Origin of the sequence: Alexandriicola marinus (assembly GCF_004000435.1) — a bacterium.
Taxonomy (GTDB): Bacteria; Pseudomonadota; Alphaproteobacteria; order Rhodobacterales; family Rhodobacteraceae; genus Alexandriicola; species Alexandriicola marinus.
This window is the reverse complement of the sequence record NZ_RBVZ01000002.1, coordinates 14,220-36,790: the sequence shown is the minus strand read 5'-3', so window position 1 is coordinate 36,790 and position 22,571 is coordinate 14,220. Positions and strand designations below refer to the sequence as shown.

Sequence of the window (22,571 nt, the reverse complement as noted above, 5' to 3'; positions counted from 1 at the left end):
CTAGGGTTCGGGATGGCTCGCCATGCCATTTTCAGGATCGAAATGGGCCCGATAGGGGGATGCTGTGCCCGGCGCAGGACCGTCTCGGAACCGTCTTGAGATCGCGAGAACAGACACCACGATCCAGAACACCTGTATCATCAGGCTTGCCAGATTGAAGGCACCGAACAGGCTGACAAGAACGAGGGTCGCGGCAATGAGGTTGATCACGAAATACGTGCAGGTCTGACTGGTGAGCCGATGCGTCGTCAGGAGGAAATAGGACACGACGTAAAGCCCGAAGCCCAGAAGCCCGACCAGATCATAGATCGCGGATGGCCAATCGAGGAGCAGGCTTTGCACGCGCAATCCTTTCTCGTAAATCCATCAAGACCCCGAACCCGAAGGGGCAGGCGGGGACCGTCAAAATAGTTGGGGCGGAAAAAAAGGAAGGAGTCGCCCGGTTCAATATGGGGCAGAGCCTAGAGATCGGCGCTCAGGCGGGAAGTCAGGAAATCCTGACGTTCAGGCAGCGGAGGTAAAGGCCCCGAGGCTGATCGCGGCAAAGAAACAGCCGGACGCGGCCAGAACGAAGACATGCCAGATCGCGTTGGAATAGCGCATGTCTTCACGGGTGAAGAACACGACACCCAGACTGTAAAGGACACCGCCCACCGCCACGAGGATCACGGCCGTCATGGGCAAGGCCTGCACCATCGGCCAGATCAGGGCAACGCTCAACCAGCCCAGGACAAGGTAAAGTGCGGTTCCCAATCGTCCCGGCGCGCGCCAGAAGAAGACCTTCGCCAAGGCGCCCGCGAAGGCCAAAGTCCAGATCAGGCCAAGGATCACATAGCCGAAAACCGATCCGATCATCACGACAAAGGGCGTATAGGTGCCCGCGATCTTGAAATAGATCGCCGCGTGATCGAGCCGTCGCAGCACCGGCCTTACCCGCTCCCACGGCGTCATGTGATAGCAGGCCGACATCACGAAGGTTGCCATCAGGGCCGCGGCATAGACCGCAAGCCCGGCGATCATGCCGCCATCCCCGCTCGCGGAGCCGAAGACCAGCAGCAGGATGCCGCCCGTGATGGCAAGCGCGACACCAAATCCGTGCACCGTGCCATCCGCGATCCGTTCGGCCAGCGTGTAGTCGGGATAAAGGTCCGGGTCTCGTTGCATGATGCAAAGGTAGCGTGACCTTGGCCACGCGCAAAGCATATCCTTACGTCAGGTCCGGTCCGCATCTTGCCGGGCGTAACCGGTTCGGGTCAGATATCCGCATGACCATATTTGAGAATGTCATCACCGACCGTGGATCGCGCTATGCGGTCTCGGGCATGCCGGTGGATAGCCCCGAGGCCGCCAAGGCGGCAATCAAGTCATTGTGCCGGAACAAGAAATTCGCCCGGGCCACCCACAACACATGGGCGGTCATCCTGCCCGATGGGCCGCTCAAGAACGATGACGGAGAGGCGGGAGCCGGCGCCGTCATCCTGCGGATGCTCGAACGTGAGGGGCTTACCGGTCACCTGATCTGCGTGACGCGCTGGTTCGGGGGCAAACATCTGGGCGGCGACAGGTTTCGCCACGTGGCCGAGGCCGTGCGATTCTATCTGGCCGAGGCGGAGCCTGCCTCCGAATGATGTTTTTCCTCCGACAACTCAGGAAACGCTGCATCTGGAGTTGGGCCGGCCTCGTTCTGTGCTGGAGGGAAGAGCATTCGTTTCGCAGCTGGGTCTGGGCCAATGTCGTCTCGGCTGCTCTTGCGATCGCGCTGCCGCTCAGCGCGGCCGAGACTGCTGTCCTTGTGATGGGTGGGGTGATCGTCCTCGCACTCGAATGTCTGAACACGGCGCTGGAGCGGATCGTGGACGATATCTCGACCGATCAGCGCGACGCTGCGCGACAGGCCAAGGACGCGGGCTCTGCGGTGGTCGCCGTCTCGGCCGTGGCCGTCGGTATCGCCTGGATCGTGATCCTGCTGGGCTAGTGCGGCGCCAGCCGCGCCGTCCGCCGCAGGTGCGCGCGATACAGGAGCGGGGCGAGGATGCGGTCATAGACCATTGCGGCCGCCGGGCGGATCACCGGCCGCGTCACGATCCGCGCAAGCCAGCGGTAGCGCGGCATTTCGGACCAGAGCGCGATGAAGGCGTCGACGCCCGTCAGAACCTCACCATCCTTGAGCACATGCAGACGGCGGGCGGCGTCGTCCCGGCTCACCTTCCAGCGCGCCAGATCGGGGCCCGACAGCGCATCAAAGCGCAGCGGCAGGCCGGTCTTGTTGGCATAGCCGCGATAATGTCCGATCTCGAAGGAACAGATAGGGCATTCGTCGTTATAGAGAACTCTGGTTTCGACCGTCATGCCCGTCAAATAGCACACGCCCTTGTCCGGTCTCTGCGTCCTGCCGTCGCGGGCCGCTCAGCGCCGCTTGCGCGCCGCAGCCCCACCGCCACCGGCCCAGAACGTCACCCCGATCAGGAAGCCGAAATCATACCAGCCCCCGGAATTCGGGACGCCGTAGATGGCGATACTGTCGGAAAACCACGAAAGGATGAAGGCGATCGGCGCCACCGCCCCGTCGAACAAACCCCAGAAGAACCCTCGTGCGCCCTCGATCGCGAGAGGCGCCGTGGCGCAGGAGGCAAGGAAAAGGAGGGAGAGGAGAGTAGCGAAGACGCGGAAGGTCATGATTGTCTCCTTCGGTGGCAGATCATGGATCCTAGCACGGGATCATCTTGGCCCCAAATGAAGATACCGGACATGGAATTGTCATGCAGGCGATCTAGGTTCCGACCTGCCGACAGAGGAGTCCATGATGCGCCTGACGATTGCAGTTCTTGCCGTTCTTTCGATGAGTGTCGCGCCTGTTTGGGCCGTCGGTTTGGACGATGATACGCCGCCTGTGCCGTCAGAAACGACGATCACCTGCGAAGAAGGTCAGGTCTGGGACAGCGAGGCCGAGCTTTGCGTGCCTGTCGCGGAGGTCTCTGAAGACAATGCCGCGCTCCGGCCGATCATTCGCGAACTTGCCTATGCCGAACGATACGCCGATGCGGCAGCGCTTCTCGAGCGATTTCCCTCCGATGACGGATTCGCGCTGACCTATCGCGGCTTTGTCGCCCGGCAGACCGGCGATTTCGAGGCGGCCGAAGGGTTCTATCTCGATGCGCTCGCCGTTGATCCCGGCAATGTCCTGGCCCGCGCCTATTACGGAATGGGTCTTGCATCTGACGGTCAGCGTGCCGCCGCCGAAGAGCAGCTTGCGGTGATTGTCGCGGCCGCTGGTGCCGATGCATGGCCGGCCCGGGCATTGCGGGACACGCTGTCCGGGGCGAGTTCCATCCGCTACTAGGGTAGACGACGCCCCCACAGATCATACTCCCCGGCCTCGTCCACCTCGATCGCGACGATATCGCCGACCGACAGGCCGTCGGTGCCCTCGTCGATGAAGAGATTGCCGTCAATCTCGGGCGCGTCTCCCTTGGTGCGGCAGGTGGCGATGCCGTCGTCGTCGATATCATCGACGATGACATCCATCACTTTTCCAACCTTGGCAGCCAGTTTCGCCTCGGAGATGGCCTGCGCTTTTGACATAAAGCGATCCCAGCGGTCCTGTTTGACCTCGGGTGCCACATGACCCGGGAGAGCGTTCGACCGCGCGCCTTCGACGTTTTCGTACTGGAAACAGCCAACCCGGTCGAGTTGGGCTTCGTCCAGCCAGTCGAGCAAGGTCTGGAACTCTTCCTCCGTCTCGCCGGGATAGCCGACGATGAAGGTCGAGCGCAGGACAAGATCGGGGCAGGCGGCACGCCATGCGGCGATCTCGTCCAGGGTCCGGGCCGCGGCGGCGGGACGGGCCATGCGTCTGAGCGTGTCCGGATGGGCGTGCTGGAACGGGATATCCAGATAAGGCAGCACGCCGCCCTCGGCCATCATGGGCACCAGATCGCGCACATGGGGGTATGGATAGACGTAATGCAGCCGGACCCACGCGCCGAGGGATCCCAGATCGCGGGCCAGATCGAGGATCGGGAATTTCGCCTCGCGATCCTTCCAGTCCGTGCCATAGGCCGATGTGTCCTGGCTGATCACCAGCAGCTCGCGCACCCCGGCCTCGACCAGCTTTTCCGCTTCGCGCATCACCGCCCTGTGGGGGCGGGAGGCCAGTTTCCCGCGCATGTCGGGGATGATGCAGAATTTGCAGGTGTGATTGCAGCCCTCGGAAATCTTGAGATAGCTGTAATGACGTGGTGTCAGCTTGATCCCCTGGGCGGGCAGCAGGTCGATGAACGGGTCCGGCGATGGCGGTACCGCCCTGTGGACGGCATCGAGCACCTGTTCGTACTGATGCGGCCCCGTGACGGCCAGAACCTTCGGATGGGCGCCGGTGATGTAATCGGGCTCTGCCCCCAGACAGCCGGTGACGATGACCCGGCCATTTTCATTCAGGGCCTCGCCGATCGCATCAAGGCTTTCGGCCTTGGCGCTGTCGAGAAAGCCGCAGGTGTTCACGATCACTGCATCGGCGCCCGCGTAATCGGCCGAGATGCCATAGCCCTCGGCCCTGAGCCGGGTCAGGATCCGCTCGCTGTCGACCAACGCCTTGGGGCACCCGAGAGAGACCATGCCAATGGTCGGCTGCCCCTCACGCGGGGCGTCTGTCACCCGCGCGCGGGCAAGATCGGGTCGAAGATCGGGAGGATTCTGCATCCGGCGCATATAGGCCATGGCGAGAGCCGGGGAAAGAGGGCGCCGCGCGGGATCGGCGCCGCTCAGCCGCCGCCCACGACGGCGTTGCAGATCATCCCGAAGGCAAAACCCGACAGCGCCGCAAGCGAAGGCGCCTGGCGGTTCTTCAGATGCGCCTTCACCGCGATGTCCTGGAACATTAGGTAGAGGATGCCACCCGCGGCCGCCATCATGAGCGCGCCGGTCACAGCGGGGAGGTTCGACAGAAACAGGTAGCCGCTTACGACGGCCACGGGCCCGATGGCCGCGAGCCCGAAGAAGACGCGCATCATGTGCCGCCGGCCATGATGGCCGCGATCCTTCAGTTCGCGCCAGGCATTGAAGGCTTCGGGCAGGTTCTGTGCGCCGATCAGAAGCGCAAGAAGCGCCGCCTCTGACGACCGGCTGGCCATGATCGCCCCGAGAGAGATCGCCTCGGGCACGAAATCCGTCAGCATGGCAAGGAACTGTGCATTCTGGCCGGCGCGGGAACGGCGCAGCCGCTCGGCCAGTGCAAAGAGGCCGCCACCAAGGAAAAATGCTGCAACCCCGACCCAGAGCGGCAAGAGCGCGAGACCTTCGGGAACCAGAACAAAGCCCACGGCCGAGATGAGGATACCCCCGCCAAAGGCCATGACACTGTGGCGCACCTCCTGCTCGAGCCAGCGAGGCTGAATGCGCTCAATGCTCGCGAGATAGCCGCCGAGCGGGATCATCAACCCGGCGAAAGCGCCGTAGCACAGGGCTAGAACAAGATCGGTCACGGCGTGCACACCTCGTGCTGCATCCGGTCGACACCATGCGGACGACTGGCCCCGGGGGCCGGCCGTTCAGCACAGGTCGGGCCGGGCCGCAGGCCGGACGTGTCGCGGCCTAGCGCTTGCGGTCGCGGCGGCTCGACATGGGCTGGAAGGCCACGCCCACATGGGCCTCGCAATAGGGCTTGCCGGCCTGAACGGGCAGGCCGCAGAACCAGAAATCCGGCGTGGCGGGATCGCCCACGGGCCATTTGCAGGTCTTCTCTGTCAGCTCCATCAACGTCAGCTTCTTGGCGGATTTCTCTACCTCCGACACCTTGGCAAGGGCTTCGGGGCTGATCTCGTTGGCCGAGGGTTGCGGCGGGAGCGGCTGACCCGCCGGGATGATCGCGCGGCGCGCCGCGCTCATCGGCGGTTCGCTCGTATCCTCTTCGGTTGCCGTTTCGGCTTCGGTCTCGGGTTCGGCCTTTGGCTTGGGAGCGGCCTCCGGCTTGGCCTTTGGCGCGGGCTGCGACTTGGCCGCCGGGGCGGCGGGCTGCGCGTTGCCCGAACCGGTGGCCGGCGCGGCGCCGCTGGCGCCCGCACGGTTGGACAGGCCCAGCCGGTGCACCTTGCCGATGACCGCATTGCGGGTCACACCGCCAAGTTCCTTGGCGATCTGGCTGGCGCTTTGGCCTTCGCTCCACATTCTCTTGAGCGTCTCGACGCGTTCGTCGGTCCAGGACATGGCACTTCCCTTGGATTGGTCGGCCCCGGAACCTCCCCGATCGGGGAGGGGGGCCTTGAGACTTCTGTCGCTTTCCTATTCTAAGCGCGAATACGCCGGATACAAGCCGACCGGCGGATAAGCGAGGGGAGCGGGAAATGCAAGAGACACGCAACCAAGACACGATGATGGGCGTCCGCCGGTTCGGTCGGGTCAACTGGCTGGGCCTTGCCACACTGATCGAACGCGAGATTCGGCGGTTCATGAATGTCTGGAGCCAGACGATCATGGCGCCCCTGATCAATGCGGGGCTTTTCCTTCTGATTTTCGTGATCGCGGTGGGCCCGAACCGGGGTCCGGTGATGGGCGTGCCCTTCGTGACCTTCATCGCGCCGGGGATCCTTACGATGACGGTGATCCAGAACGCGTTCGCCAACACCTCCTCGTCGCTGGCCTCGGCCAAGGTGCAGGGCAACATCGTCGACACGCTGATGCCGCCGCTGTCGGCGGCCGAGCTGGTGATCGGATATGTATCTGGGGCGGTGGCGCGCGGCCTTCTGGTGGCTCTGGTGATCGCGATCGGGGTCTGGCTCCTTCTGGGGATCGGGATGCAACGCCCGCTTGTCGTGCTGTTCTATGTGGTTGCCGGGTCGGTCTTCATGGGCGGCCTTGGCCTCGTCGCCGGCATCTTCGCCAACAAGTTCGATCAGCTGGCCGCGATCTCGAACTTCATCGTGACGCCACTGGCCTTCCTGTCGGGCACCTTCTACTCGATCGAGGCGATGCCCGAGGTCCTGCAGGCAATCAGCCATGCCAACCCGTTCTTCTACGTCATCGACGGGGTCCGGTTCGGCATGCTGGGGATTTCTGACAGCCCGCCCCTGCGCGGCGCAGTGATCGTGCTGGCCTCTGCCTCGGCGGTGGTGCTGCTTTGCTGGAGCTGGTTCCGCAGGGGGTATCGCCTCAAGGCCTGAGCCGCGACCACGCCTCCGGCTTGAGCGATATCAAGGACAGGTCCGACGCGTCCGGCAAGCATACGCCCCGTAATCTATCGAACGGGGAGGGCGCATCTTGCCTGCTGCCACAACGAAAGACGCGCTGATCGCGGTGACGGAGAAAGATTATGCCAGGCTCCGCGATCTGATCGCGGACATTCCCGACGATCAGGCCATGCGAAAGCGCGCGGACGACACCTCGATCAAGGATGTCATCGGTCACCGTGCCCATTGGATCGATCTGTTCCTCGGCTGGTATCACGATGGCCTCGCCGGACGGCCGGTGTCTTTTCCCGCCCCCGGCTACAAGTGGAACCAGCTCAAGGCCTACAATGCCGATCTGCGCCGCGCACAATCGGGGCTGGATTGGGCCGGGGCTCGGTCAATGCTGGCCGATCGGCATGCCGCATTGCTCGATTTCATGACACAGGCGGATGACAAGACATTGTATGGCGGGCCGATGACGGGGGCCAACAACGATTGGTCGCCCGGCCGCTGGGCCGAAGCCGCGGGACCGTCGCATTACCGGTCGGCCGCGAAATTCATTCGTGCCTGCCTTCGGTCCGACGCGGGATAGGGCTTCCCAAGCTGACCGAATTCCCCTAATGCCGCGTGCATGACGACGACGCGACATATCCGACGCCGACGCTGATCGGCTCAGCCGCTTGCCCGCCGATTGGGCAGCTTTCGTCATGCCATCCCAAAATCGTTGACTTGGCCCATGTGCTGCGGCACTTCTCGGGCTTCTTGAAATCCAAGGATATCCTCATGATCCCCTCGATCCTTCCGACCTATAACCGGGTGCCGCTGTCCTTCGTGAAAGGCGAAGGATCCTGGCTGGAGGAGGCTGACGGGCGACGCTTTCTGGACATGGGGGCAGGGATCGCGGTGAACGCGCTGGGCCATGCGGCACCCGAACTGGTCGAAGTTCTGACCGAACAGGCGGGCCAGCTGTGGCATGTGTCGAACCTCTACCGCATCCCCGCACAGGAGAGGCTGGCCGATCTGCTGGTCGAAAAGACCTTTGCCGACACTGTCTTTTTTACCAATTCCGGCACCGAGAGCTGTGAACTGGCCGTCAAGATGGCGCGCAAGTACTGGTACGACAAGGGCCAGCCCGAACGCACACGTGTCCTGACCTTCGAGGGCGCGTTTCATGGCCGGTCGAGTGCCGCGATTGCCGCGGCCGGATCGGAGAAGATGACAAAGGGCTTCGGGCCGCTTCTGCCCGGCTTCACCCAGCTGGGCTTTGGCGATCACGATGCTCTCGAGGCCGCGATCCGCGCGCCCGACGTAGGTGCCGTCATGGTCGAGCCGGTGCAGGGCGAGGGCGGCATCCGGCCGTTGCCCGATGCCTGCCTCAAGGGCCTGCGGGACCTGTGCGACGAGACCGGCGTTCTGATGATCCTCGACGAGGTGCAATGCGGCATGGGGCGCACGGGGCGGCTCTTTGCCCATGAATGGGTGGGCGTGACGCCCGACATCATGATGGTGGCCAAGGGGATCGGGGGCGGCTTCCCTCTGGGCGCGGTCCTTGCGACCGAAGATGCCGCATCCGGTATGGTCGCGGGCACGCACGGCTCCACCTATGGCGGCAATCCGCTGGGTTGCGCCGTGGGAGCGCGCGTGGTCGAGATCGTTGGCGATCCTGAGTTCCTCGCGGATGTGAACCGCCGCGCGGGTCTCTTGCGGCAGGGGCTCGAGGGGCTGGTGGCCAGTCACCCCGACGTGTTCGAGGGGGGTGCGCGGGGCCGGTCTGATGCTGGGGCTCGTCTGCAAGGCGCCGAACGGCGATGTTGCCGCTGCCTGCTATGCCGAGGAAATCCTGACGGTGGCTGCGGCCGAGAATGTCATCCGGCTTCTGCCGGCGCTGAACATCTCCGAGGCCGATATCGGCGAGGCGCTTGCGCGGCTCGATCGGGCCGCCACGCGCGTCGGGCAGGCCGGCTGATCGACTTTCCATTCACGGACATATCCGGGGCGCCCGGCGGGCTCTCCCGAAACGAAAGATGACACGATGAACCATTTTCTGGATATCAACAGGACCGATGCCGCCGAATTGCGGCAGATCATCGAGGGCGCGCGGGCGATGAAGGATGCGCGCAATGGCCGCCCCCGGGGCATGACGGATGACGAGACCCCGCTTGCCGGTCACATGGTGGCGTTGATCTTCGAGAAACCTTCGACCCGGACCCGTGTGTCATTCGACGTGGGTGTCCGCCAGATGGGCGGCCAGACCATGGTCCTGTCGGGCGCTGACATGCAGCTTGGCCATGGAGAGACCATCGCCGACACCGCCCGCGTCCTGTCCCGCTATGTCGACCTGATCATGATCCGCACCTTCGAGGAACAGACCCTGATTGAAATGGCCGAACATGCCGATGTGCCGGTGATCAACGGGCTGACCAATCGCACCCACCCCTGCCAGATCATGGCCGATATCATGACCTTCGAGGAACATCGCGGGCCGATCGCCGGCCGCAAGGTCGTATGGTCGGGCGATGGCAACAATGTCTTCAACAGCTTTGCACATGCGGCGGGGCAATTTGGCTTCGACCTGACATTTACCGGGCCGGAGCCGCTCGACCCTGAGCGTGGTTTCCTCGAGGAGGCCCGCGCCAAGGGTGTCAATGTCACGATCGAACGCGATCCGCACAAGGCCGTCGAGGGGGCGGACCTCGTCGTCACCGATACTTGGGTCTCGATGCATGACCCCGTCTCGGCGCGGGAGCGGCGGCACAATCAGCTGCGCGGCTACCAGGTAAACGAAGACCTGATGGCCCGTGCCAAGCCCGATGCCCTGTTCATGCATTGCCTGCCGGCGCACAGGGACGACGAGGCCACGAGCGCGGTGATGGACGGACCCCATTCCGTGATCTTCGACGAGGCGGAAAACCGGCTCCATGCGCAAAAGGCGATCATGCGCTGGTGTCTGGGCGTCTGACAGGGCCAGCGCCCCCAAATTTATCCAAATTTGGGCGGCCACCAAAATTCTGGAATTTTGGTCCTCGCTCAGAGCGATTTTCGATAACCTTTCAGGAAATCGCGCAATCCTGCATCGTCGACGATCTTGATCGCCTTCGACAGGCTGACCCATTTGCGATCCCGGTCGTCGGCTTCGGGATAGTCGCGCTTCGTCTCCGAGACCTTCAGCTCGAACACCTTGACAAGGCAGGGCTCTGGCCGCGACTTCGGGCCGCGCTCTTTGGTGGTCATGAAACTGCCGACGGGCTTGCGGGCAACCTTGGCCTTGCGCACGCCGGCCTCTTCCCATGCTTCGATCATGGCGGCTTCGCTGTTCTTCTTGCCGTCCATGGGCCAGCCCTTCGGCAGAATCCAGCGCCCGGCCGAGGACGTCACCAGAAGGACCTCGGGTTCCTTCTTGCCCTTGCGCAGGCAAAGAGCCGCCAGTTGAAGGTGCATCGCTGTGCCTGTCTCGTCCACGATGGTCGAAAAATCGGATTTCGGAGAAATTCTCATGAAACGCGCCCGTTATCTTGTTCTTATTTGAGAAAAAGATAGGGCGAAATGGTAAAAAGATCAATGACCTCGACCGGATGCGCGTTTTGTGCGTGTCGTCGGTGGCGCGGTGGTCGGATCTTCGGGCCAGGGATGTTTCGGATATTGTCCGCGCATGTCCTTGCGCACATCCGCATAGCTGTCGGCCCAAAAGCGCGGCAGGTCCGTCGTGACCTGCACGGGCCGCTGGGCGGGGGACAAGAGCACCAGCCGAAGCGGCGCACCGCCCACGCGCGGATGGGTCGTCTGGCCGAACACTTCCTGAAGGCGCAGCTCGATCGTCGGCAGGTCCTGCCCGTAGTCAATCGGCACCTTGCGACCCAGCGGCGTGATGAAATGGGCCGGAGCCGCCTTGTCGACGGCCTGCAGCTGATCCCAGCTCAGCATCGCGCGCAGCGCGTCCGTGGCATCGAAAGCGCGCCATGCGGCAGCGGTCGTGACCCCGCCCAGATGCGGCGCGAGCCAATCCTCGAGACCCGCCAGAAGGGCCGCGTCCGACAGGTCCGGCATGTCGGGCCGTTCGGTGCGCAGCAGCGCCACCCGCGCGCGGAACCGCTCCGCCGCGGGCGATAAGGCCAACCCCAGCTCTCGGATGCCGTCGCACATTGCGCGGGTCAGCGCGTCCTGCGGCGCGTCGGTCCATCTCGCGGCCGAGAGGGCGACCGCACCCAGCCGTTCTTCCGCCCGGGCCTCGACGCGGTTGTGGCGGCGTGACCAGTGGCATTCGTGGACCTGCGTGATGCGATCGGCACAGATTTCGCGGATCTCGGCCTCTGTGATTGTGATCGCGCCCCGGATGCGAGCTTCGCGGCCCGCGCCATCGAGGTCGGTCGCCACGAGGAAGGGGCTGCTCGCAAGGCTGTCATCCTCGGGAAGGACCGCGCCTCGCCCACCTGACAAGAGGTAGCGCGGTGCCTCGCCCGGCCTGCGCCTGCCGATCCGGTCGGGGTAGGCAAGCGCTGCCATCTGGCCGGCGCTATATGCGCCCTCTGATGGAAGCCCGGCGGTCAGACGCCGTGCTTCGCGGGTCAGATCGGCTACGGCCCCGCGGCCCGTGGCCGGGGGTGCGCGCCGGCCGCTGATCATCTCCAGCCGCGGCACGAGGTCCGCGCCCGGCATGCCCGGAATGTGCCGCCCGCTCATCAGCGCCGCGATCGGCACGGCCGCGCGACCGGCCCGGAGCAACATGTGGGCCAGCCGGGGATGAACTGGCAGGGCGGCAAGACGGCGGCCATGTTCGGTGATGTGATCGCTTCCGTCCAGCGCGCCAAGATCGCGCAGCAGAGTGCGGGCCTCGGTCAATGCAGCCTCGGGCGGCGGGGTCAGAAAGCCCAGATCCGCGCTGCCCCAGAGCGCGAGTTCGAGCGCAAGATCCGCCAGATCGGCCACCGTGATCTCGGGCGGAGCATAGGGCAGGAGCGCGCCATCCTCCCCCTTTGTCCAGAGCCGGTAGGCCTGACCTTCAGCGACCCGGCCCGCACGGCCCGCCCGCTGTGTGGCCTCCGCACGGCTGACACGTTCGGTCACCAGCCGCGACATGCCGGTGCCCGGATCGAACCGGGCACGCCGGGTCCAGCCGCTGTCGACGACAACGCGGATATCCTCGATCGTCAGCGAGGTCTCTGCAATCGAGGTGGCCAGCACGACCTTGCGGATCGAGGTGTCGGGTTCCGGGGCGATCGCGCGGCGCTGGTCCTTGAAGGGCATCGCGCCATAAAGCGGGCGAATGGCGTAGCCCGGGCCGAGGCTGTCGGTCAGTATGCGGGCGGCCGTCCGGATCTCCCCCGCGCCGGGCAGGAAGACGAGGATGCCGCCCGATGTTTCGGTCGCGGCGCGTGCCGCCAGATCGGCAGCCGCCTGCGCGACGGAGCGGCCCTTGGGAGCGGGTCTTTCGGCCCAGCGGATATCCACGTCGAAGTGGCGGCCTTCGGAGGTGACGACGGGCGCGCCACCCATCAGCTCGGCCACCGGACCTGCGTCGAGTGTCGCGGACATCGGCAAGAGGATCAGGTCAGGCCGGAGCGCGGCCCGCACCTCCAGTGCGAGGGCGAGGCCCAGATCGGCATTCAGGGATCGTTCGTGGAATTCGTCGAAGAGGATCGCCGAGATGCCGGGCAATTCCGGGTCCGATTGCAGCATCCGGTTCAGGATGCCTTCGGTCAGGACCTCGATCCTCGTGCGTGACGAGACTTTGGCCTCGCCCCGGATGCGGTAACCGACGCGGTCGCCCGGTGATTCTCCCAGCGTGTCCGCCATGCGTTCGGCCGCCGCGCGTGCCGCGATCCGGCGCGGCTCGAGCATCAGGATACGGCCGGGCGCCAGCCCCGCCTCCATCAGGGCCAGAGGCACGCGGGTCGTCTTGCCGGCGCCGGGCGGTGCCTGCAGCACGGCCTGACCGTGGTCGCGGAGGGCGGCCAGCAGATCGGGGATGGCGCTGTCGATGGGCAGGGCGGTCATGAGAGGGGTTATCGGTCAGAGCCCCAGCAAGGTAAAGCGTCCCGAAAACGCCAAAGGCCCGGCATGGCGCCGGGCCTGTCAGCAAATCGTCACCGGGCCGGAACGGCTCAGGCGGCGGCGGTTGCCTTGGCGATTTCTTTCTTCACCTTCAGAGCGTTGGGCGACAGTTCGACGTCCTTCGCCTTGGCGAGATAGGCGTCAAGACCACCCCGGTGATCGACCGAGCGCAGCGCGGCCGACGAGATGCGGAACCGGAAGGACCGGCCCAGCGTGTCGGACTGAAGCGTGACTTCCTGAAGGTTGGGAAGAAAACGACGCTTGGTCTTGTTGTTGGCGTGGCTGACATTGTTGCCAGTCATGGGGCCTTTTCCGGTCAGTTCGCAGCGGCGCGACATTGGACGTGTCCTCGTATCTGTGGGAGCGCGTAGGGGAGAAATCGCCCCCGGCTCAAACGGAAAAGCCCCGCGCGGGCAGGGCCTCGAATTCGGTTCCGGGCAATTACGAAGATTCCCGTCAGTCGTCAACCCGCTAAGTGCCGGACCGGGCAGCCTGTTCAAGCCTGCCCGCATGGGACCGTGCTGTTTCGGCAAGCGCCGGACGGCGCGCCGCCGCGGCGCTGGCGAGGCGCGACCAGTAGCCGGCCGACATCCGTCGCGCGGCGGCATGGCTCTGGCGGAGGGGCTGCGGATCGGTCCGGCTTTCCCGTGCGGCGCGCTGGATCAGCCAGGCCTTGCCGCTTTCACGCAAGAGGCGCGAGGCCGGGTGGCCACCGCCGGCCAGCCGCAGGATCTGCACCTGGGGGAATTGTTCGACAAGCGCGTGGGCATGGGCGAGATCGGCCGGAATGAACGGATCGGCGAGGATCAGCCCCGAGGGACCCGGTGTCGGTGGTGCCGTTATCGCGCCGAGCGCGGGATCAAAGCCCGCAGCTTCCTTGCCATAGCGCCATTCGTAGGGCGCGACATCGGGGTCGAGCGAGACCTGGGGCGATATCGCCACGATCCGTGCGGCCCTCATCGTGGCCGCAAAACGGAACGCGCCATAGCCACCCATCGACCATCCCAGCATGTGAACCGCCCCGAATTCCTCGGCAAGCGCGCGCAGCCGCGCCTCAAGTGCCGGGGTCTCGTCATTGATGAACCAGTCATTGGCGCGGGACTTGATCGACAATTGCGAAAAGCCTGCCTTTTCGAATTGCTTTGAGGCCGAAGGCGCGCCGAAATCGGTCTTGCCCGGTTTGCGGAAATCGAAAGTCACGATCAGGGGGCCACCCGCCGCGCCCGTGCGCAGAAGGCTGGCGCGGAGCCTGTCTCCATCGAAGACGATGTCCGGTTTCATTGGCCCGTCAGCAGGGGGGCCAGCGCTTCGCGCGCCGCAGCGCCCGGCGACAGGTCACCCTGCGCCACCTGTGCCCGCAATTCATCCAGACGTTCGGCCAGCACGGGGTCGCGGGTCAGAAGGGCCATCATCTCAGCCTTGAGTTCCTCGGCGAACCAGTATTCGGCCTGGCGTGCGCGCGTCGCCTCCCAGATGCCGTTTTCGCGACGCCAGCGCGCGAGATCGGTGATCTCGGACCATGCCTCGGTAAGGCCGTCACCGGTTGCCGCCGAAACGCACAGCGCCTTGGGGAATCCCTCCGGGTCCTGCGGCCGCTTGCGCAGGAGCCTGAGCGCGCCGGCATAATCGGCCTGCGTCCGGATCGCCTGTGCGCGCAGATCGCCATCGGCCTTGTTCACGAGGATGATGTCGGCCATCTCCATGATGCCGCGCTTGACGCCCTGCAACTCGTCGCCGCCCGCAGGTGCCAGAAGAAGTGCGAAGACATCCGACATCTGGGCCGCGATCGTCTCGGACTGGCCGACGCCCACCGTCTCGATGAGCACGACGTCGAAACCTGCGGCCTCGCACAGGGCGATCGCCTCGCGGGTGCGCCGCGCGACGCCGCCCAGCTGGCTTTGCGACGGCGAGGGGCGGATGAAGGCGCGCGGATCGCGGCTGAGCTGTTCCATCCTCGTCTTGTCACCAAGGATCGACCCGCCCGACCGCGCCGAGGAGGGATCGACCGCCAGAACCGCCACCCGGTTGCCCAGCGACGTCAGATGCAGGCCAAGCGCCTCGATGAAGGTCGACTTGCCGACACCGGGCGTGCCCGACAGGGCAATGCGCAGGGCCTGCTTTTCGGTGCCCAACTCTGCCAGAAGCGCCTGCGCCGCCTCGCGGTGATCGGACCGTCCGCTTTCGACAAGCGTGATCGCCCGGGCCAGAGCCCGCCTGTCGCCATCGCGCAAGGCGCGCGCAAGGGGCGTCATGTCAGACAATCCCCTGGCTCCAGAGGTAGTAGATGAACAGCCCGCCAAAGAGCAGGATGTTGAACGCCACGATCCCGAGAATGCCGAGGATCCGGTCTTTGAGCCTTTCCGCCGGGTCAACCGTCCTGAGGTATTCGGCGACGGTGCGATGGGCGGTTTCAAGCCGGGTTTCATCGATCCGGCGCGCCAGTTTCGGCGCTTGGGCGAATTGCTGTGCCTCGGCCAGATAGGCCGCCTCGCGGGAGACCGCGCGCGGCAACAACCGGCCCGCCTTGCGCACCTTCGCGGCCAGCGTCGGGCCGCGCAGGTGCAACCGCTCTGCCAGCAGAGTGTCGATCTCATCAAGTTTGGCCTGAACGGCATCATCAATCATGCGCGCGACACTAGCGCCGGGTGCGATCGGCCTCAATGGCTCTGGAAGCCCGCATCCGTTCCGCGTTAAGGAGGTTGCATGTTGAACGTGATAGAGACTGGCACCGACGACGGTGATCCCCCGATCCTGATTGCCCATGGGCTGTTTGGCTCGGCGCGGAACTGGGGCGTGATCGCCAAGCGGCTGGCCGCCGAGGGCCGGCGCGTTCTGGCCGCTGACATGCGCAATCACGGGCAAAGCCCGTGGTTCGACAGCCACGATTATTCCGACATGGCCGAGGATCTGGCCCGCGTCATCGGATCGCAGGGGCCGTTCGATGTTCTTGGCCATTCGATGGGCGGCAAGGCTGCGATGATGCTGGCGCTGGATCGGCCCGATCTGGTGCGCAAGCTGATCGTCGCCGATATCGCGCCCGTGTCCTATGGTCACAGCCAGTCGCACAACATCGACGCCATGCGCCGGGTTCCGCTGGACCGGATCGAAAGCAGGGCGCAGGCCACCGAGGCGCTCGCGCTGGACGAGCCCGACGTTGCCGCATTCCTTCTTCAAAGCCTCGACATGGCAGAGAAACGTTGGCGGCTGAACCTTGACGTGCTGGAACGCGAGATGCCCAAGATCGTCGGCTGGCCCGAGGTTGAGGGCCGGTTTGACGGGCCCGCGCTGTTCCTGTCGGGCGGGGCGTCCGACTATGTGGGGCCCGAGGCCCGGCCCCGGATCAAGACCCTGTTTCCGTCTGCGGCTTTCGTCACCATTCCGGATGCCGGACACTGGCTTCATGCCGAGAAACCCCGCGAGTTCGAAGCGACGCTCCGGGCGTTCCTCGACGCAGAGTAAGGCGCGGCGGATGCGGGTCAGATCCGGTCTGCGGCTTGCGGTGCGGCGCGACAGGCCATAAATCGACACAACCCGCAGTTTCCCGAGGCGCGTTCCATGGCCCAACCTCCCGTCCAGTCCGAACAGGATCGCGCCAAGTCGAAGGATATCGGCGCGCTGCGAGAGTTGTGGCCTTTTGTCCGGCCCTACAGGCTCCTTCTGGTGGCAGCCCTTGTCGCACTGGTCCTGACGGCGATGGTCTCTCTCGTGCTGCCGATCGCCGCGCGTCGGGTCGTCGACAATTTCAACGTGGCCGAAGACGGTCTGCTGGCCGGATATTTCGTGGCGGCGATCGGGGTGGCAGGACTACTGGCCGTGGGATCCTCGCTTCGATACTACCTCGTCACGCGCCTCGGCGAACGTGTCGTCGCCGATATCCGCAAGGCCGTCTTCGACCGGATGATCGGGATGAGCCCGGCATTCTTCGAAAAGATCATGACGGGCGAGGTTCTGAGCCGGATCACCACCGACACCACGCTGATCCTGTCGGTCATCGGATCGTCCGTGTCGATCGCCTTGCGCAATTCGCTGATCCTTGTCGGTGGCATCGCGCTGATGCTCTGGACAAGCGTCAAGATGTCCCTGCTGGTGCTCTGGCCGATCCCGGTCATCGTTCTGCCGATCATCTTTCTGGGTCGCCGGGTCCGGGCGCTGAGCAAGGAAAATCAGGATTGGATCGCGGCCTCGTCGGGGGATGCTTCCGAACAGCTTCTGGCGGCGCAGACCGTGCAGGCCTTCACGCATGAGACCCTGAGCCGGCGCAAATTCTCGGACGTGACGGAGAAAAGCTTTGATGCGGCCAAGCGCCGGATCACGGTGCGGGCGCTCATGACGGCGATCGTGATCTTCATCGCGTTCTCGGGCGTCGTGGGCTTTCTCTGGATGGGGGCCAATGACGTGCGCTCCGGCGTTATAACCGTGGGCGAGTTGGTTCAGTTCATGATCTATACGGTCATGGTCTCGGGGGCCGTGGCGGCCCTGACCGAAATCTGGGGCGAGCTGCAGCGGGCGTCGGGGGCCACCGAGCGTCTTGTTGAATTGCTATCGGCGGAAGACGAGGTCATGGATCCGGTCGCCTCCCCCGTTCGCAAGGAGCACCGCGAGGGCCGGATCGAGTTTCGGGACGTGCATTTCTCTTATCCCTCGCGGCCTGGCGTCTCGGCGCTGGACGGCGTGAGCCTTGATGTCCAGCCAGGCGAAACAGTGGCCCTTGTCGGCCCCTCGGGGGCGGGCAAGACGACGATCATCCAGCTCATCCAGCGGTTCTATGATCCGCAATCGGGCGCGATTCTGTTCGATGGCGACGATCTGCGCACGCTCGCCCGCGAAGAATTCCGCCACGATATCGCGCTTGTCCCGCAGGACCCGGTGATCTTTGCCGATACCGCGCGCGAAAACATCCGCTTCGGCCGGCCCGGCGCCACCGATGAAGAGGTCGAGGCCGCGGCCCGCGCGGCGGCGGCCGACGAATTCCTGCGCGACCTGCCCGACGGCTATGACAGCTATGTGGGCGAACGGGGCGTGATGCTGTCTGGCGGCCAGAAACAGCGCATCGCCATTGCCCGCGCGATCCTGCGCGATGCGCCAGTGTTGCTGCTGGACGAGGCGACAAGCGCGCTTGATGCCGAAAGCGAGGCGGCGGTTCAGAAAGCCGTCGAACAGCTGGCACAGGACCGCACGACCCTGATCGTGGCGCACAGGCTGGCCACGGTGAAAAAGGCCGACCGGATCGTCGTCTTCGACAAGGGGCGGATCGTGGCTCAGGGCACCCATGATGCGCTGGTCGCCGAAGGCGGCCTCTACTCGCGGCTCGCGCGGCTTCAGTTCACCGAAGGGGCGCTTGCCTCCTGACCCTTTCGTGACCGGCGTTTCTTGCAGTTTCGCTGCGTTACGCTTGCGCAAAATTGAAACCTCCGCTTCTGTGGGGTCTGGGAGAGCCGGGCCTCGGGTCGGGCAGAGCAGAGTTAGGGGAGGACCGGCCATGACCTTTAGTGGCGTTGCGGATCGTGATGCGATCGAGGCGGAACAGCCTTTCGCAGAACGTGATCTGCCGAAGACGACTTGGGGGATGTTGTCGAGAACGGCCGAGCGCTTCGGAAGCCGCAAGGCGGTGACGTTTCAGCTGTTTTCCGATCCGGGGGCGAAGGATGAAACCTTCACCTGGTCGGAATTGCAGGCAAAGACCGCGCAGACGGCGAACCTGTTCCGGTCGCTTGGTGTTGGCGAACGCGATGTCGTGGCCTACCTGCTGCCCAATTGCAATGAAACCATCCTGACGTATCTCGGCGGGCAGGTCGCGGGCATCGTGAACCCGGTCAACCCGCTTCTCGATGCCGAACAGATTGCAGCCATCCTGCGCGAGACTGGGGCCAAGGTTCTGGTCACGCTGCGCGCGTTTCCCAAGACGGATGTGGCGCAAAAGGCGGCCGAGGCGGTCAAGCTCGCGCCCAATGTCGAAACCGTTCTCGAGGTCGATCTGCACCGGTATCTGACCGGTATCAAGAAGCTGATCGTTCCCCTGATCCGGCCCAAGGTGACGACGCGGCATCAGGCCAAAATCCTGAATTTCAATGCCGAGATGGCCAAACAGCCCAAGACGCTGACCTTCGAGGACGCCACGGCGGATCGCCCCGCGGCCTATTTCCACACCGGCGGCACGACCGGCATGCCCAAGGTCGCACAGCACCGGTTCTCCGGTATCGTCTACAACTCGTGGCTTGGTGACAGGCTCTTGTTTACCGAAAAGGACGTGCAGATCTGCCCCCTGCCGATGTTTCACGTCTTTGCGGCGATCGTGGCGCTTGGCGCGTCGCTGTCATCCGGTGCGCAGATCGTCTTTCCGACGCCGCAGGGCTATCGCGGGGACGGGGTGTTCGACAATTTCTGGAAACTGGTCGAACGCCACAAGGTCACCTTCATGATTGCCGTGCCCACGGCCATGTCGGCGCTGATGCAGCGCAAGGTCGATGCGGATATCTCGACGCTCAAACTGGCGTTCTGCGGATCGGCGCCCCTGCCACTCGAGCTTTACAAAAAATTCGAAAAGGCCGCGGGCGTCACGATTTGCGAAGGCTATGGCCTGACCGAAGCCACCTGCCTTGTCTCGATCAACCCGCCCGAAGGGGAAAAGAGGGTCGGCTCGATCGGCATTCCCTTTCCCCATACCCATGTCCGGATCATCGATCCCGACAAGCATGTCGATCTTGCGGTCGGCGAGGTCGGCGAAATCTGCATCTCGAACCCCGGGGTTGCCAGTGGCGACACCTATACCGAGCCGGACAAGAACAAAGACCTTTATTATCACTGGCCGGAAAATGACGACTGGTACCTCAGGACCGGCGATCTGGGCCGGCTGGACGAGGACGGATATCTCTGGATCACGGGGCGCGCGAAAGACCTGATCATCCGGGGTGGCCACAATATCGACCCCGCCGAGATCGAAGAGGCGCTGGCCGGGCATCCGGACGTGGCTTTCGTCGGGGCCATTGGCCAGCCCGATGCCCATTCCGGCGAAATCCCCTGCGCCTATGTCGAACTGGTCGACGGCGCGACCGCCAGCACCGAAGAGCTCTTGTCCTTTGCGAAGGACAAGATCGCCGAACGCGCGGCGCATCCCAAATACCTCGAGATCCTGCCCGAATTGCCGAAAACGGCTGTGGGCAAGATCTTCAAGCCGGACCTGCGCCGCAAGGCGATCTCGCGGATCTACAACGAGGCGCTGAAAGGCGCCGGGGTCGCGGCCGAGGTCACCGAGGTGTTCGAGGACAAGAAACGCGGACTTGTCGCCCGGCTTCGCAAGACGGGGCAGGCGGAAGATGCCGATGTCGTTCGCGCGCTCGGTGATTACACCCGGCCATGGGAATGGGCCGCCTGACACAGCCATTGCGCGAAATCTTCGGTATCGCTTGCCTTTAAGTTGAGTCGCGGTCTATTCGATCAGGGTAATGATCGACGCCGAGGCCTGAAATGACCGGACCCGTGACCCGCAACTGGGATGTTTTATGCCTTGGCCTGCCGGTCATGGAATTCGTCGAAACGACGCCGGGGTTCTACCGGCGGATGCCCGGCGGTGACGCGGCGCGCGTTGCGGTGACGGTTGCGCGGTCCGGTGGGGTCGCTGCGGTGGCGGGCCGGCTGGGTCCGGACGGCTTCGGTGTCGCGTTCCGCGAGATGTGCCGGGCCGAGGGGGTGGATGAGACCGCCGTCCTGGTCGATCAGGCCGCGCCGACGGCGCACGGATTTCGCCACCTGTCCGAACAGGGCGGTGTGATCTGGCCCGCCGAATCGGGGGCGGCGGCTGCCTTGATGCGGCCCGGCGATATCACGCCCGAGATCATCGGAGCGTCACGGCTTCTTCATATCTCGGCCACGGGCTGCGCAATCTCTCCCGGTTTTGCGGCTCTGGCGCGCGAGGCGTCGTTCGAGGCCGGGGACCGGGGCACGCGGGTTTCGATCGATCTGCGGCTGCCGGCCGCAGCACGCGAGGCTGGTTCCGGACGGGTCCTCGCACATCTGGCCGAGGCGGATGTCGTCACGACTGATCTGCCGACGGCGCGGGCCTTGCTGGGGGCTACGGGGCCCGAAGACCTTGTCCAGATGCTCGCAGCCTGCGGGCCGCGGGTCGTGGTTCTGTGGATGGGGGCCGAGGGGGTCTGGCTGGCCGGGCCGGACGGGCGCAAGTTCATCGCACCGTTTCGGCCGGGCCTTGCGGGAGATGCCGATGTCTTCATCGGGTATTTCCTGTCCGGGCTGACCGCGGGCGACGATCTGGCCGAGGCCGCGATCCGGGCGAGTGCCGCCGCCGCGCATGCCGACACGCATGAGGCCGCCCGCTCAGCCTGAAACCCGCACCGCGCCTGCCTCTGCCTGGTTGCAACCAAGGATCGCGGGGCCAAATCCCGTCGCGTCATCCAGATGAACCCGGATCACCGCGCTGTCCTTCCATCGGATATAGAAGGGCGCCCAGTCGGTCGTGCCGATCCCGTCGGGCGCTGTCCAGTCACCGCAGGCGATCCGGCTGCCGTCCGAGGCCGCGAAAATCCTCAGGCGCCGAAGATCGGGTCGCGCGCCTGACGTTTCATCGACAATTCGTTCGATGAGCGCCGCCTCCGCCGGGGTGGGCGATGCGGGAAGTGCGGTCGAAACGACACCTGCCGTGCAGGCCGTCAGAAGGGCGGAGCCAAGGACCCCGATCGCGGTGCGGCGCATGCCTTTGCCTCCCGAAATGCTGGCTCAGGAGGCACGCGACGTGGTTAAAGTCAGGTTAACAGGTGACCAGGCCGGGATCCGGCGATCAGTCCTTGGCGCGTTCCACGTAGGAATTGTCCTCGGTGTTGATCACGATCCGCGTGCCCACCGAGATGTGCGGCGGCACCATGACGCGCAGCCCGTTCGACACGGTCGCGGGCTTGTAGGAGGAGGACGCCGTCTGACCCTTCACCACCGGTTCGGTCTCGGTGATCTCGACCGTCATCTTCTGCGGCAACTCGATCGAGATCGCCACATCGTTGTGAAGCGCGAGATGCACCAGCATCCCGTCATTGAGATAGACTTTCGAGTCGCCGATCACATCTTCGGTGACGGTCACCTGCTCATAGGTCTCGGGCTCCATGAAGTGAAAGCCTTCGCCATCCTCGTAGAGGAACTGGTACTGCTTTTCCTCGACATGGGCGCGTTCGACCTGCTCGGTCGTTTTCCAGCGTTCGGACACCTTCACCCCGTCCGAGATGCGGCGCATGTCCACCTGCGTCACGGGCGTGCCCTTGCCGGGGTGGAAATTCTGCGCGGTAAGAACGACATAAAGCTTCTCGTCGACTTCGATGACATTGCCCTTGCGGATGCTCGATGCGATGACTTTCACGACCT

At 64.6% G+C, this 22,571-nt stretch carries 25 protein-coding genes and 1 pseudogene; 11 read left to right on the top strand and 15 right to left on the bottom strand.

Going from position 1 to position 22,571, the window contains the following annotated elements; genetic code table 11:
• Both EP376_RS06625 and trhA read right to left on the bottom strand, forming a co-directional pair.
• Complete coding sequence (locus tag EP376_RS06625; protein WP_203330970.1) at positions 1–342, bottom strand: CBU_0592 family membrane protein; 342 nt, start codon at positions 340–342, stop codon at positions 1–3.
• A 162-nt stretch (positions 343–504) separates the two neighbouring features.
• Positions 505–1,164, bottom strand: a complete 660-nt coding sequence (gene trhA, locus EP376_RS06620) for a PAQR family membrane homeostasis protein TrhA (RefSeq protein WP_127654787.1) — start codon at positions 1,162–1,164, stop codon at positions 505–507.
• A gap of 101 nt (positions 1,165–1,265) precedes the next feature.
• Between trhA and EP376_RS06615 the strand changes: the two genes are divergently transcribed.
• Positions 1,266–1,628, top strand: coding sequence for a YigZ family protein (locus EP376_RS06615; protein ID WP_127654786.1), 363 nt, complete (start codon positions 1,266–1,268; stop codon positions 1,626–1,628).
• Positions 1,625–1,975 carry a diacylglycerol kinase gene (locus tag EP376_RS06610; RefSeq protein WP_238928685.1) on the top strand — a complete coding sequence of 117 codons (351 nt, stop codon included), beginning with the start codon at positions 1,625–1,627 and terminating at the stop codon, positions 1,973–1,975. Before EP376_RS06615 ends, EP376_RS06610 begins: the two co-directional genes overlap by 4 nt.
• Here the strand turns inward: EP376_RS06610 and EP376_RS06605 are convergent.
• Together EP376_RS06605 and EP376_RS06600 are read right to left on the bottom strand one after the other, a co-directional pair.
• A complete protein-coding gene (locus EP376_RS06605; RefSeq protein WP_338068382.1) occupies positions 1,972–2,367 on the bottom strand; it encodes a thiol-disulfide oxidoreductase DCC family protein in 396 nt (131 codons plus the stop codon). The two genes, EP376_RS06610 and EP376_RS06605, sit on opposite strands and share 4 nt — an antisense overlap.
• Before the next feature lie 39 nt (positions 2,368–2,406).
• Positions 2,407–2,676, bottom strand: a complete 270-nt coding sequence (locus EP376_RS06600) for a hypothetical protein (protein ID WP_127654785.1) — start codon at positions 2,674–2,676, stop codon at positions 2,407–2,409.
• A gap of 127 nt (positions 2,677–2,803) precedes the next feature.
• Between EP376_RS06600 and EP376_RS06595 the strand changes: the two genes are divergently transcribed.
• Positions 2,804–3,340 (top strand): tetratricopeptide repeat protein, encoded by a 537-nt coding sequence (locus tag EP376_RS06595; RefSeq protein WP_164744880.1) that lies wholly within the window; start codon positions 2,804–2,806, stop codon positions 3,338–3,340.
• Here the strand turns inward: EP376_RS06595 and rimO are convergent.
• The 3 genes from rimO to EP376_RS06580 form a co-directional block, all read right to left on the bottom strand.
• Positions 3,337–4,707: a 30S ribosomal protein S12 methylthiotransferase RimO gene (rimO, locus tag EP376_RS06590; protein ID WP_127655872.1), complete on the bottom strand. Its 1,371-nt coding sequence runs from the start codon at positions 4,705–4,707 to the stop codon at positions 3,337–3,339. The two genes, EP376_RS06595 and rimO, sit on opposite strands and share 4 nt — an antisense overlap.
• A gap of 53 nt (positions 4,708–4,760) precedes the next feature.
• A complete protein-coding gene (locus EP376_RS06585) occupies positions 4,761–5,480 on the bottom strand; it encodes a ZIP family metal transporter (RefSeq protein ID WP_240652439.1) in 720 nt (239 codons plus the stop codon).
• Positions 5,481–5,589: 109 nt separating this feature from the next.
• Positions 5,590–6,201 carry a GcrA family cell cycle regulator gene (locus EP376_RS06580; protein WP_127654782.1) on the bottom strand — a complete coding sequence of 204 codons (612 nt, stop codon included), beginning with the start codon at positions 6,199–6,201 and terminating at the stop codon, positions 5,590–5,592.
• Between the two features lie 137 nt (positions 6,202–6,338).
• On the opposite strand from EP376_RS06580, the gene EP376_RS06575 reads away from it, so the two are divergent.
• From EP376_RS06575 to argF, 4 genes and pseudogenes are all read left to right on the top strand, one after another.
• Positions 6,339–7,154 (top strand): ABC transporter permease, encoded by an 816-nt coding sequence (locus EP376_RS06575; protein WP_238928684.1) that lies wholly within the window; start codon positions 6,339–6,341, stop codon positions 7,152–7,154.
• Positions 7,155–7,251: 97 nt separating this feature from the next.
• Positions 7,252–7,752, top strand: a complete 501-nt coding sequence (locus tag EP376_RS06570) for a ClbS/DfsB family four-helix bundle protein (protein ID WP_127654781.1) — start codon at positions 7,252–7,254, stop codon at positions 7,750–7,752.
• Positions 7,753–7,943: 191 nt separating this feature from the next.
• Positions 7,944–9,126: pseudogene (locus EP376_RS06565) on the top strand (acetylornithine transaminase).
• 66 nt (positions 9,127–9,192) lie between these two features.
• Positions 9,193–10,119 carry an ornithine carbamoyltransferase gene (gene argF, locus EP376_RS06560; RefSeq protein ID WP_127654780.1) on the top strand — a complete coding sequence of 309 codons (927 nt, stop codon included), beginning with the start codon at positions 9,193–9,195 and terminating at the stop codon, positions 10,117–10,119.
• A 68-nt stretch (positions 10,120–10,187) separates the two neighbouring features.
• Here the strand turns inward: argF and EP376_RS06555 are convergent, their stop codons facing one another.
• The 6 genes from EP376_RS06555 to EP376_RS06530 form a co-directional block, all read right to left on the bottom strand.
• A complete protein-coding gene (locus EP376_RS06555; RefSeq protein WP_238928683.1) occupies positions 10,188–10,655 on the bottom strand; it encodes an NUDIX hydrolase in 468 nt (155 codons plus the stop codon).
• Between the two features lie 60 nt (positions 10,656–10,715).
• Positions 10,716–13,151: an ATP-dependent helicase HrpB gene (hrpB, locus tag EP376_RS06550; RefSeq protein WP_127654779.1), complete on the bottom strand. Its 2,436-nt coding sequence runs from the start codon at positions 13,149–13,151 to the stop codon at positions 10,716–10,718.
• Positions 13,152–13,258: 107 nt separating this feature from the next.
• Positions 13,259–13,546: a 50S ribosomal protein L28 gene (gene rpmB, locus EP376_RS06545; RefSeq protein ID WP_127654778.1), complete on the bottom strand. Its 288-nt coding sequence runs from the start codon at positions 13,544–13,546 to the stop codon at positions 13,259–13,261.
• A 133-nt stretch (positions 13,547–13,679) separates the two neighbouring features.
• Positions 13,680–14,489, bottom strand: a complete 810-nt coding sequence (locus tag EP376_RS06540; RefSeq protein WP_127654777.1) for an alpha/beta fold hydrolase — start codon at positions 14,487–14,489, stop codon at positions 13,680–13,682.
• Positions 14,486–15,460 (bottom strand): methylmalonyl Co-A mutase-associated GTPase MeaB, encoded by a 975-nt coding sequence (gene meaB, locus EP376_RS06535; protein WP_127654776.1) that lies wholly within the window; start codon positions 15,458–15,460, stop codon positions 14,486–14,488. Before meaB ends, EP376_RS06540 begins: the two co-directional genes overlap by 4 nt.
• A gap of 1 nt (position 15,461) precedes the next feature.
• Positions 15,462–15,833 (bottom strand): hypothetical protein, encoded by a 372-nt coding sequence (locus EP376_RS06530; protein ID WP_127654775.1) that lies wholly within the window; start codon positions 15,831–15,833, stop codon positions 15,462–15,464.
• A 78-nt stretch (positions 15,834–15,911) separates the two neighbouring features.
• On the opposite strand from EP376_RS06530, the gene EP376_RS06525 reads away from it, so the two are divergent.
• The 4 genes from EP376_RS06525 to EP376_RS06510 all read left to right on the top strand — a co-directional run bounded on the left by EP376_RS06525 (position 15,912) and on the right by EP376_RS06510 (position 21,548).
• A complete protein-coding gene (locus EP376_RS06525) occupies positions 15,912–16,667 on the top strand; it encodes an alpha/beta fold hydrolase (protein WP_127654774.1) in 756 nt (251 codons plus the stop codon).
• Positions 16,668–16,763: 96 nt separating this feature from the next.
• Positions 16,764–18,557 carry an ABC transporter transmembrane domain-containing protein gene (locus EP376_RS06520; protein ID WP_127654773.1) on the top strand — a complete coding sequence of 598 codons (1,794 nt, stop codon included), beginning with the start codon at positions 16,764–16,766 and terminating at the stop codon, positions 18,555–18,557.
• A gap of 130 nt (positions 18,558–18,687) precedes the next feature.
• Entirely contained in the window at positions 18,688–20,580 is a 1,893-nt protein-coding gene (locus tag EP376_RS06515; protein ID WP_127654772.1) for an acyl-CoA synthetase, read from the top strand.
• Between the two features lie 92 nt (positions 20,581–20,672).
• Complete coding sequence (locus tag EP376_RS06510) at positions 20,673–21,548, top strand: carbohydrate kinase family protein (protein ID WP_127654771.1); 876 nt, start codon at positions 20,673–20,675, stop codon at positions 21,546–21,548.
• Here the strand turns inward: EP376_RS06510 and EP376_RS06505 are convergent.
• Positions 21,540–21,914 carry a hypothetical protein gene (locus EP376_RS06505; protein WP_127654770.1) on the bottom strand — a complete coding sequence of 125 codons (375 nt, stop codon included), beginning with the start codon at positions 21,912–21,914 and terminating at the stop codon, positions 21,540–21,542. The two genes, EP376_RS06510 and EP376_RS06505, sit on opposite strands and share 9 nt — an antisense overlap.
• Before the next feature lie 85 nt (positions 21,915–21,999).
• On the bottom strand, positions 22,000–22,566 hold the full coding sequence (gene efp, locus EP376_RS06500) for an elongation factor P (RefSeq protein ID WP_127654769.1): 567 nt from the start codon (positions 22,564–22,566) through the stop codon (positions 22,000–22,002).
• Positions 22,567–22,571 lie beyond the last annotated feature (5 nt).

Coding starts and splice junctions, on each gene's coding strand:
- rpmB (WP_127654778.1), bottom strand. CDS start 13,546: ATGTCGCGCCGCTGCGAACTGACCGGAAAAGGCCCCATGACTGGCAAC.
- EP376_RS06615 (WP_127654786.1), top strand. CDS start 1,266: ATGACCATATTTGAGAATGTCATCACCGACCGTGGATCGCGCTATGCG.
- EP376_RS06505 (WP_127654770.1), bottom strand. CDS start 21,914: ATGCGCCGCACCGCGATCGGGGTCCTTGGCTCCGCCCTTCTGACGGCC.
- EP376_RS06515 (WP_127654772.1), top strand. CDS start 18,688: ATGACCTTTAGTGGCGTTGCGGATCGTGATGCGATCGAGGCGGAACAG.
- argF (WP_127654780.1), top strand. CDS start 9,193: ATGAACCATTTTCTGGATATCAACAGGACCGATGCCGCCGAATTGCGG.
- EP376_RS06580 (WP_127654782.1), bottom strand. CDS start 6,201: ATGTCCTGGACCGACGAACGCGTCGAGACGCTCAAGAGAATGTGGAGC.
- trhA (WP_127654787.1), bottom strand. CDS start 1,164: ATGCAACGAGACCCGGACCTTTATCCCGACTACACGCTGGCCGAACGG.
- EP376_RS06540 (WP_127654777.1), bottom strand. CDS start 14,489: ATGAAACCGGACATCGTCTTCGATGGAGACAGGCTCCGCGCCAGCCTT.
- EP376_RS06525 (WP_127654774.1), top strand. CDS start 15,912: ATGTTGAACGTGATAGAGACTGGCACCGACGACGGTGATCCCCCGATC.
- EP376_RS06510 (WP_127654771.1), top strand. CDS start 20,673: ATGACCGGACCCGTGACCCGCAACTGGGATGTTTTATGCCTTGGCCTG.
- hrpB (WP_127654779.1), bottom strand. CDS start 13,151: ATGACCGCCCTGCCCATCGACAGCGCCATCCCCGATCTGCTGGCCGCC.
- EP376_RS06520 (WP_127654773.1), top strand. CDS start 16,764: ATGGCCCAACCTCCCGTCCAGTCCGAACAGGATCGCGCCAAGTCGAAG.
- EP376_RS06555 (WP_238928683.1), bottom strand. CDS start 10,655: ATGAGAATTTCTCCGAAATCCGATTTTTCGACCATCGTGGACGAGACA.
- rimO (WP_127655872.1), bottom strand. CDS start 4,707: ATGCGCCGGATGCAGAATCCTCCCGATCTTCGACCCGATCTTGCCCGC.
- EP376_RS06530 (WP_127654775.1), bottom strand. CDS start 15,833: ATGATTGATGATGCCGTTCAGGCCAAACTTGATGAGATCGACACTCTG.
- EP376_RS06595 (WP_164744880.1), top strand. CDS start 2,804: ATGCGCCTGACGATTGCAGTTCTTGCCGTTCTTTCGATGAGTGTCGCG.
- meaB (WP_127654776.1), bottom strand. CDS start 15,460: ATGACGCCCCTTGCGCGCGCCTTGCGCGATGGCGACAGGCGGGCTCTG.
- EP376_RS06600 (WP_127654785.1), bottom strand. CDS start 2,676: ATGACCTTCCGCGTCTTCGCTACTCTCCTCTCCCTCCTTTTCCTTGCC.
- EP376_RS06610 (WP_238928685.1), top strand. CDS start 1,625: ATGATGTTTTTCCTCCGACAACTCAGGAAACGCTGCATCTGGAGTTGG.
- EP376_RS06575 (WP_238928684.1), top strand. CDS start 6,339: ATGCAAGAGACACGCAACCAAGACACGATGATGGGCGTCCGCCGGTTC.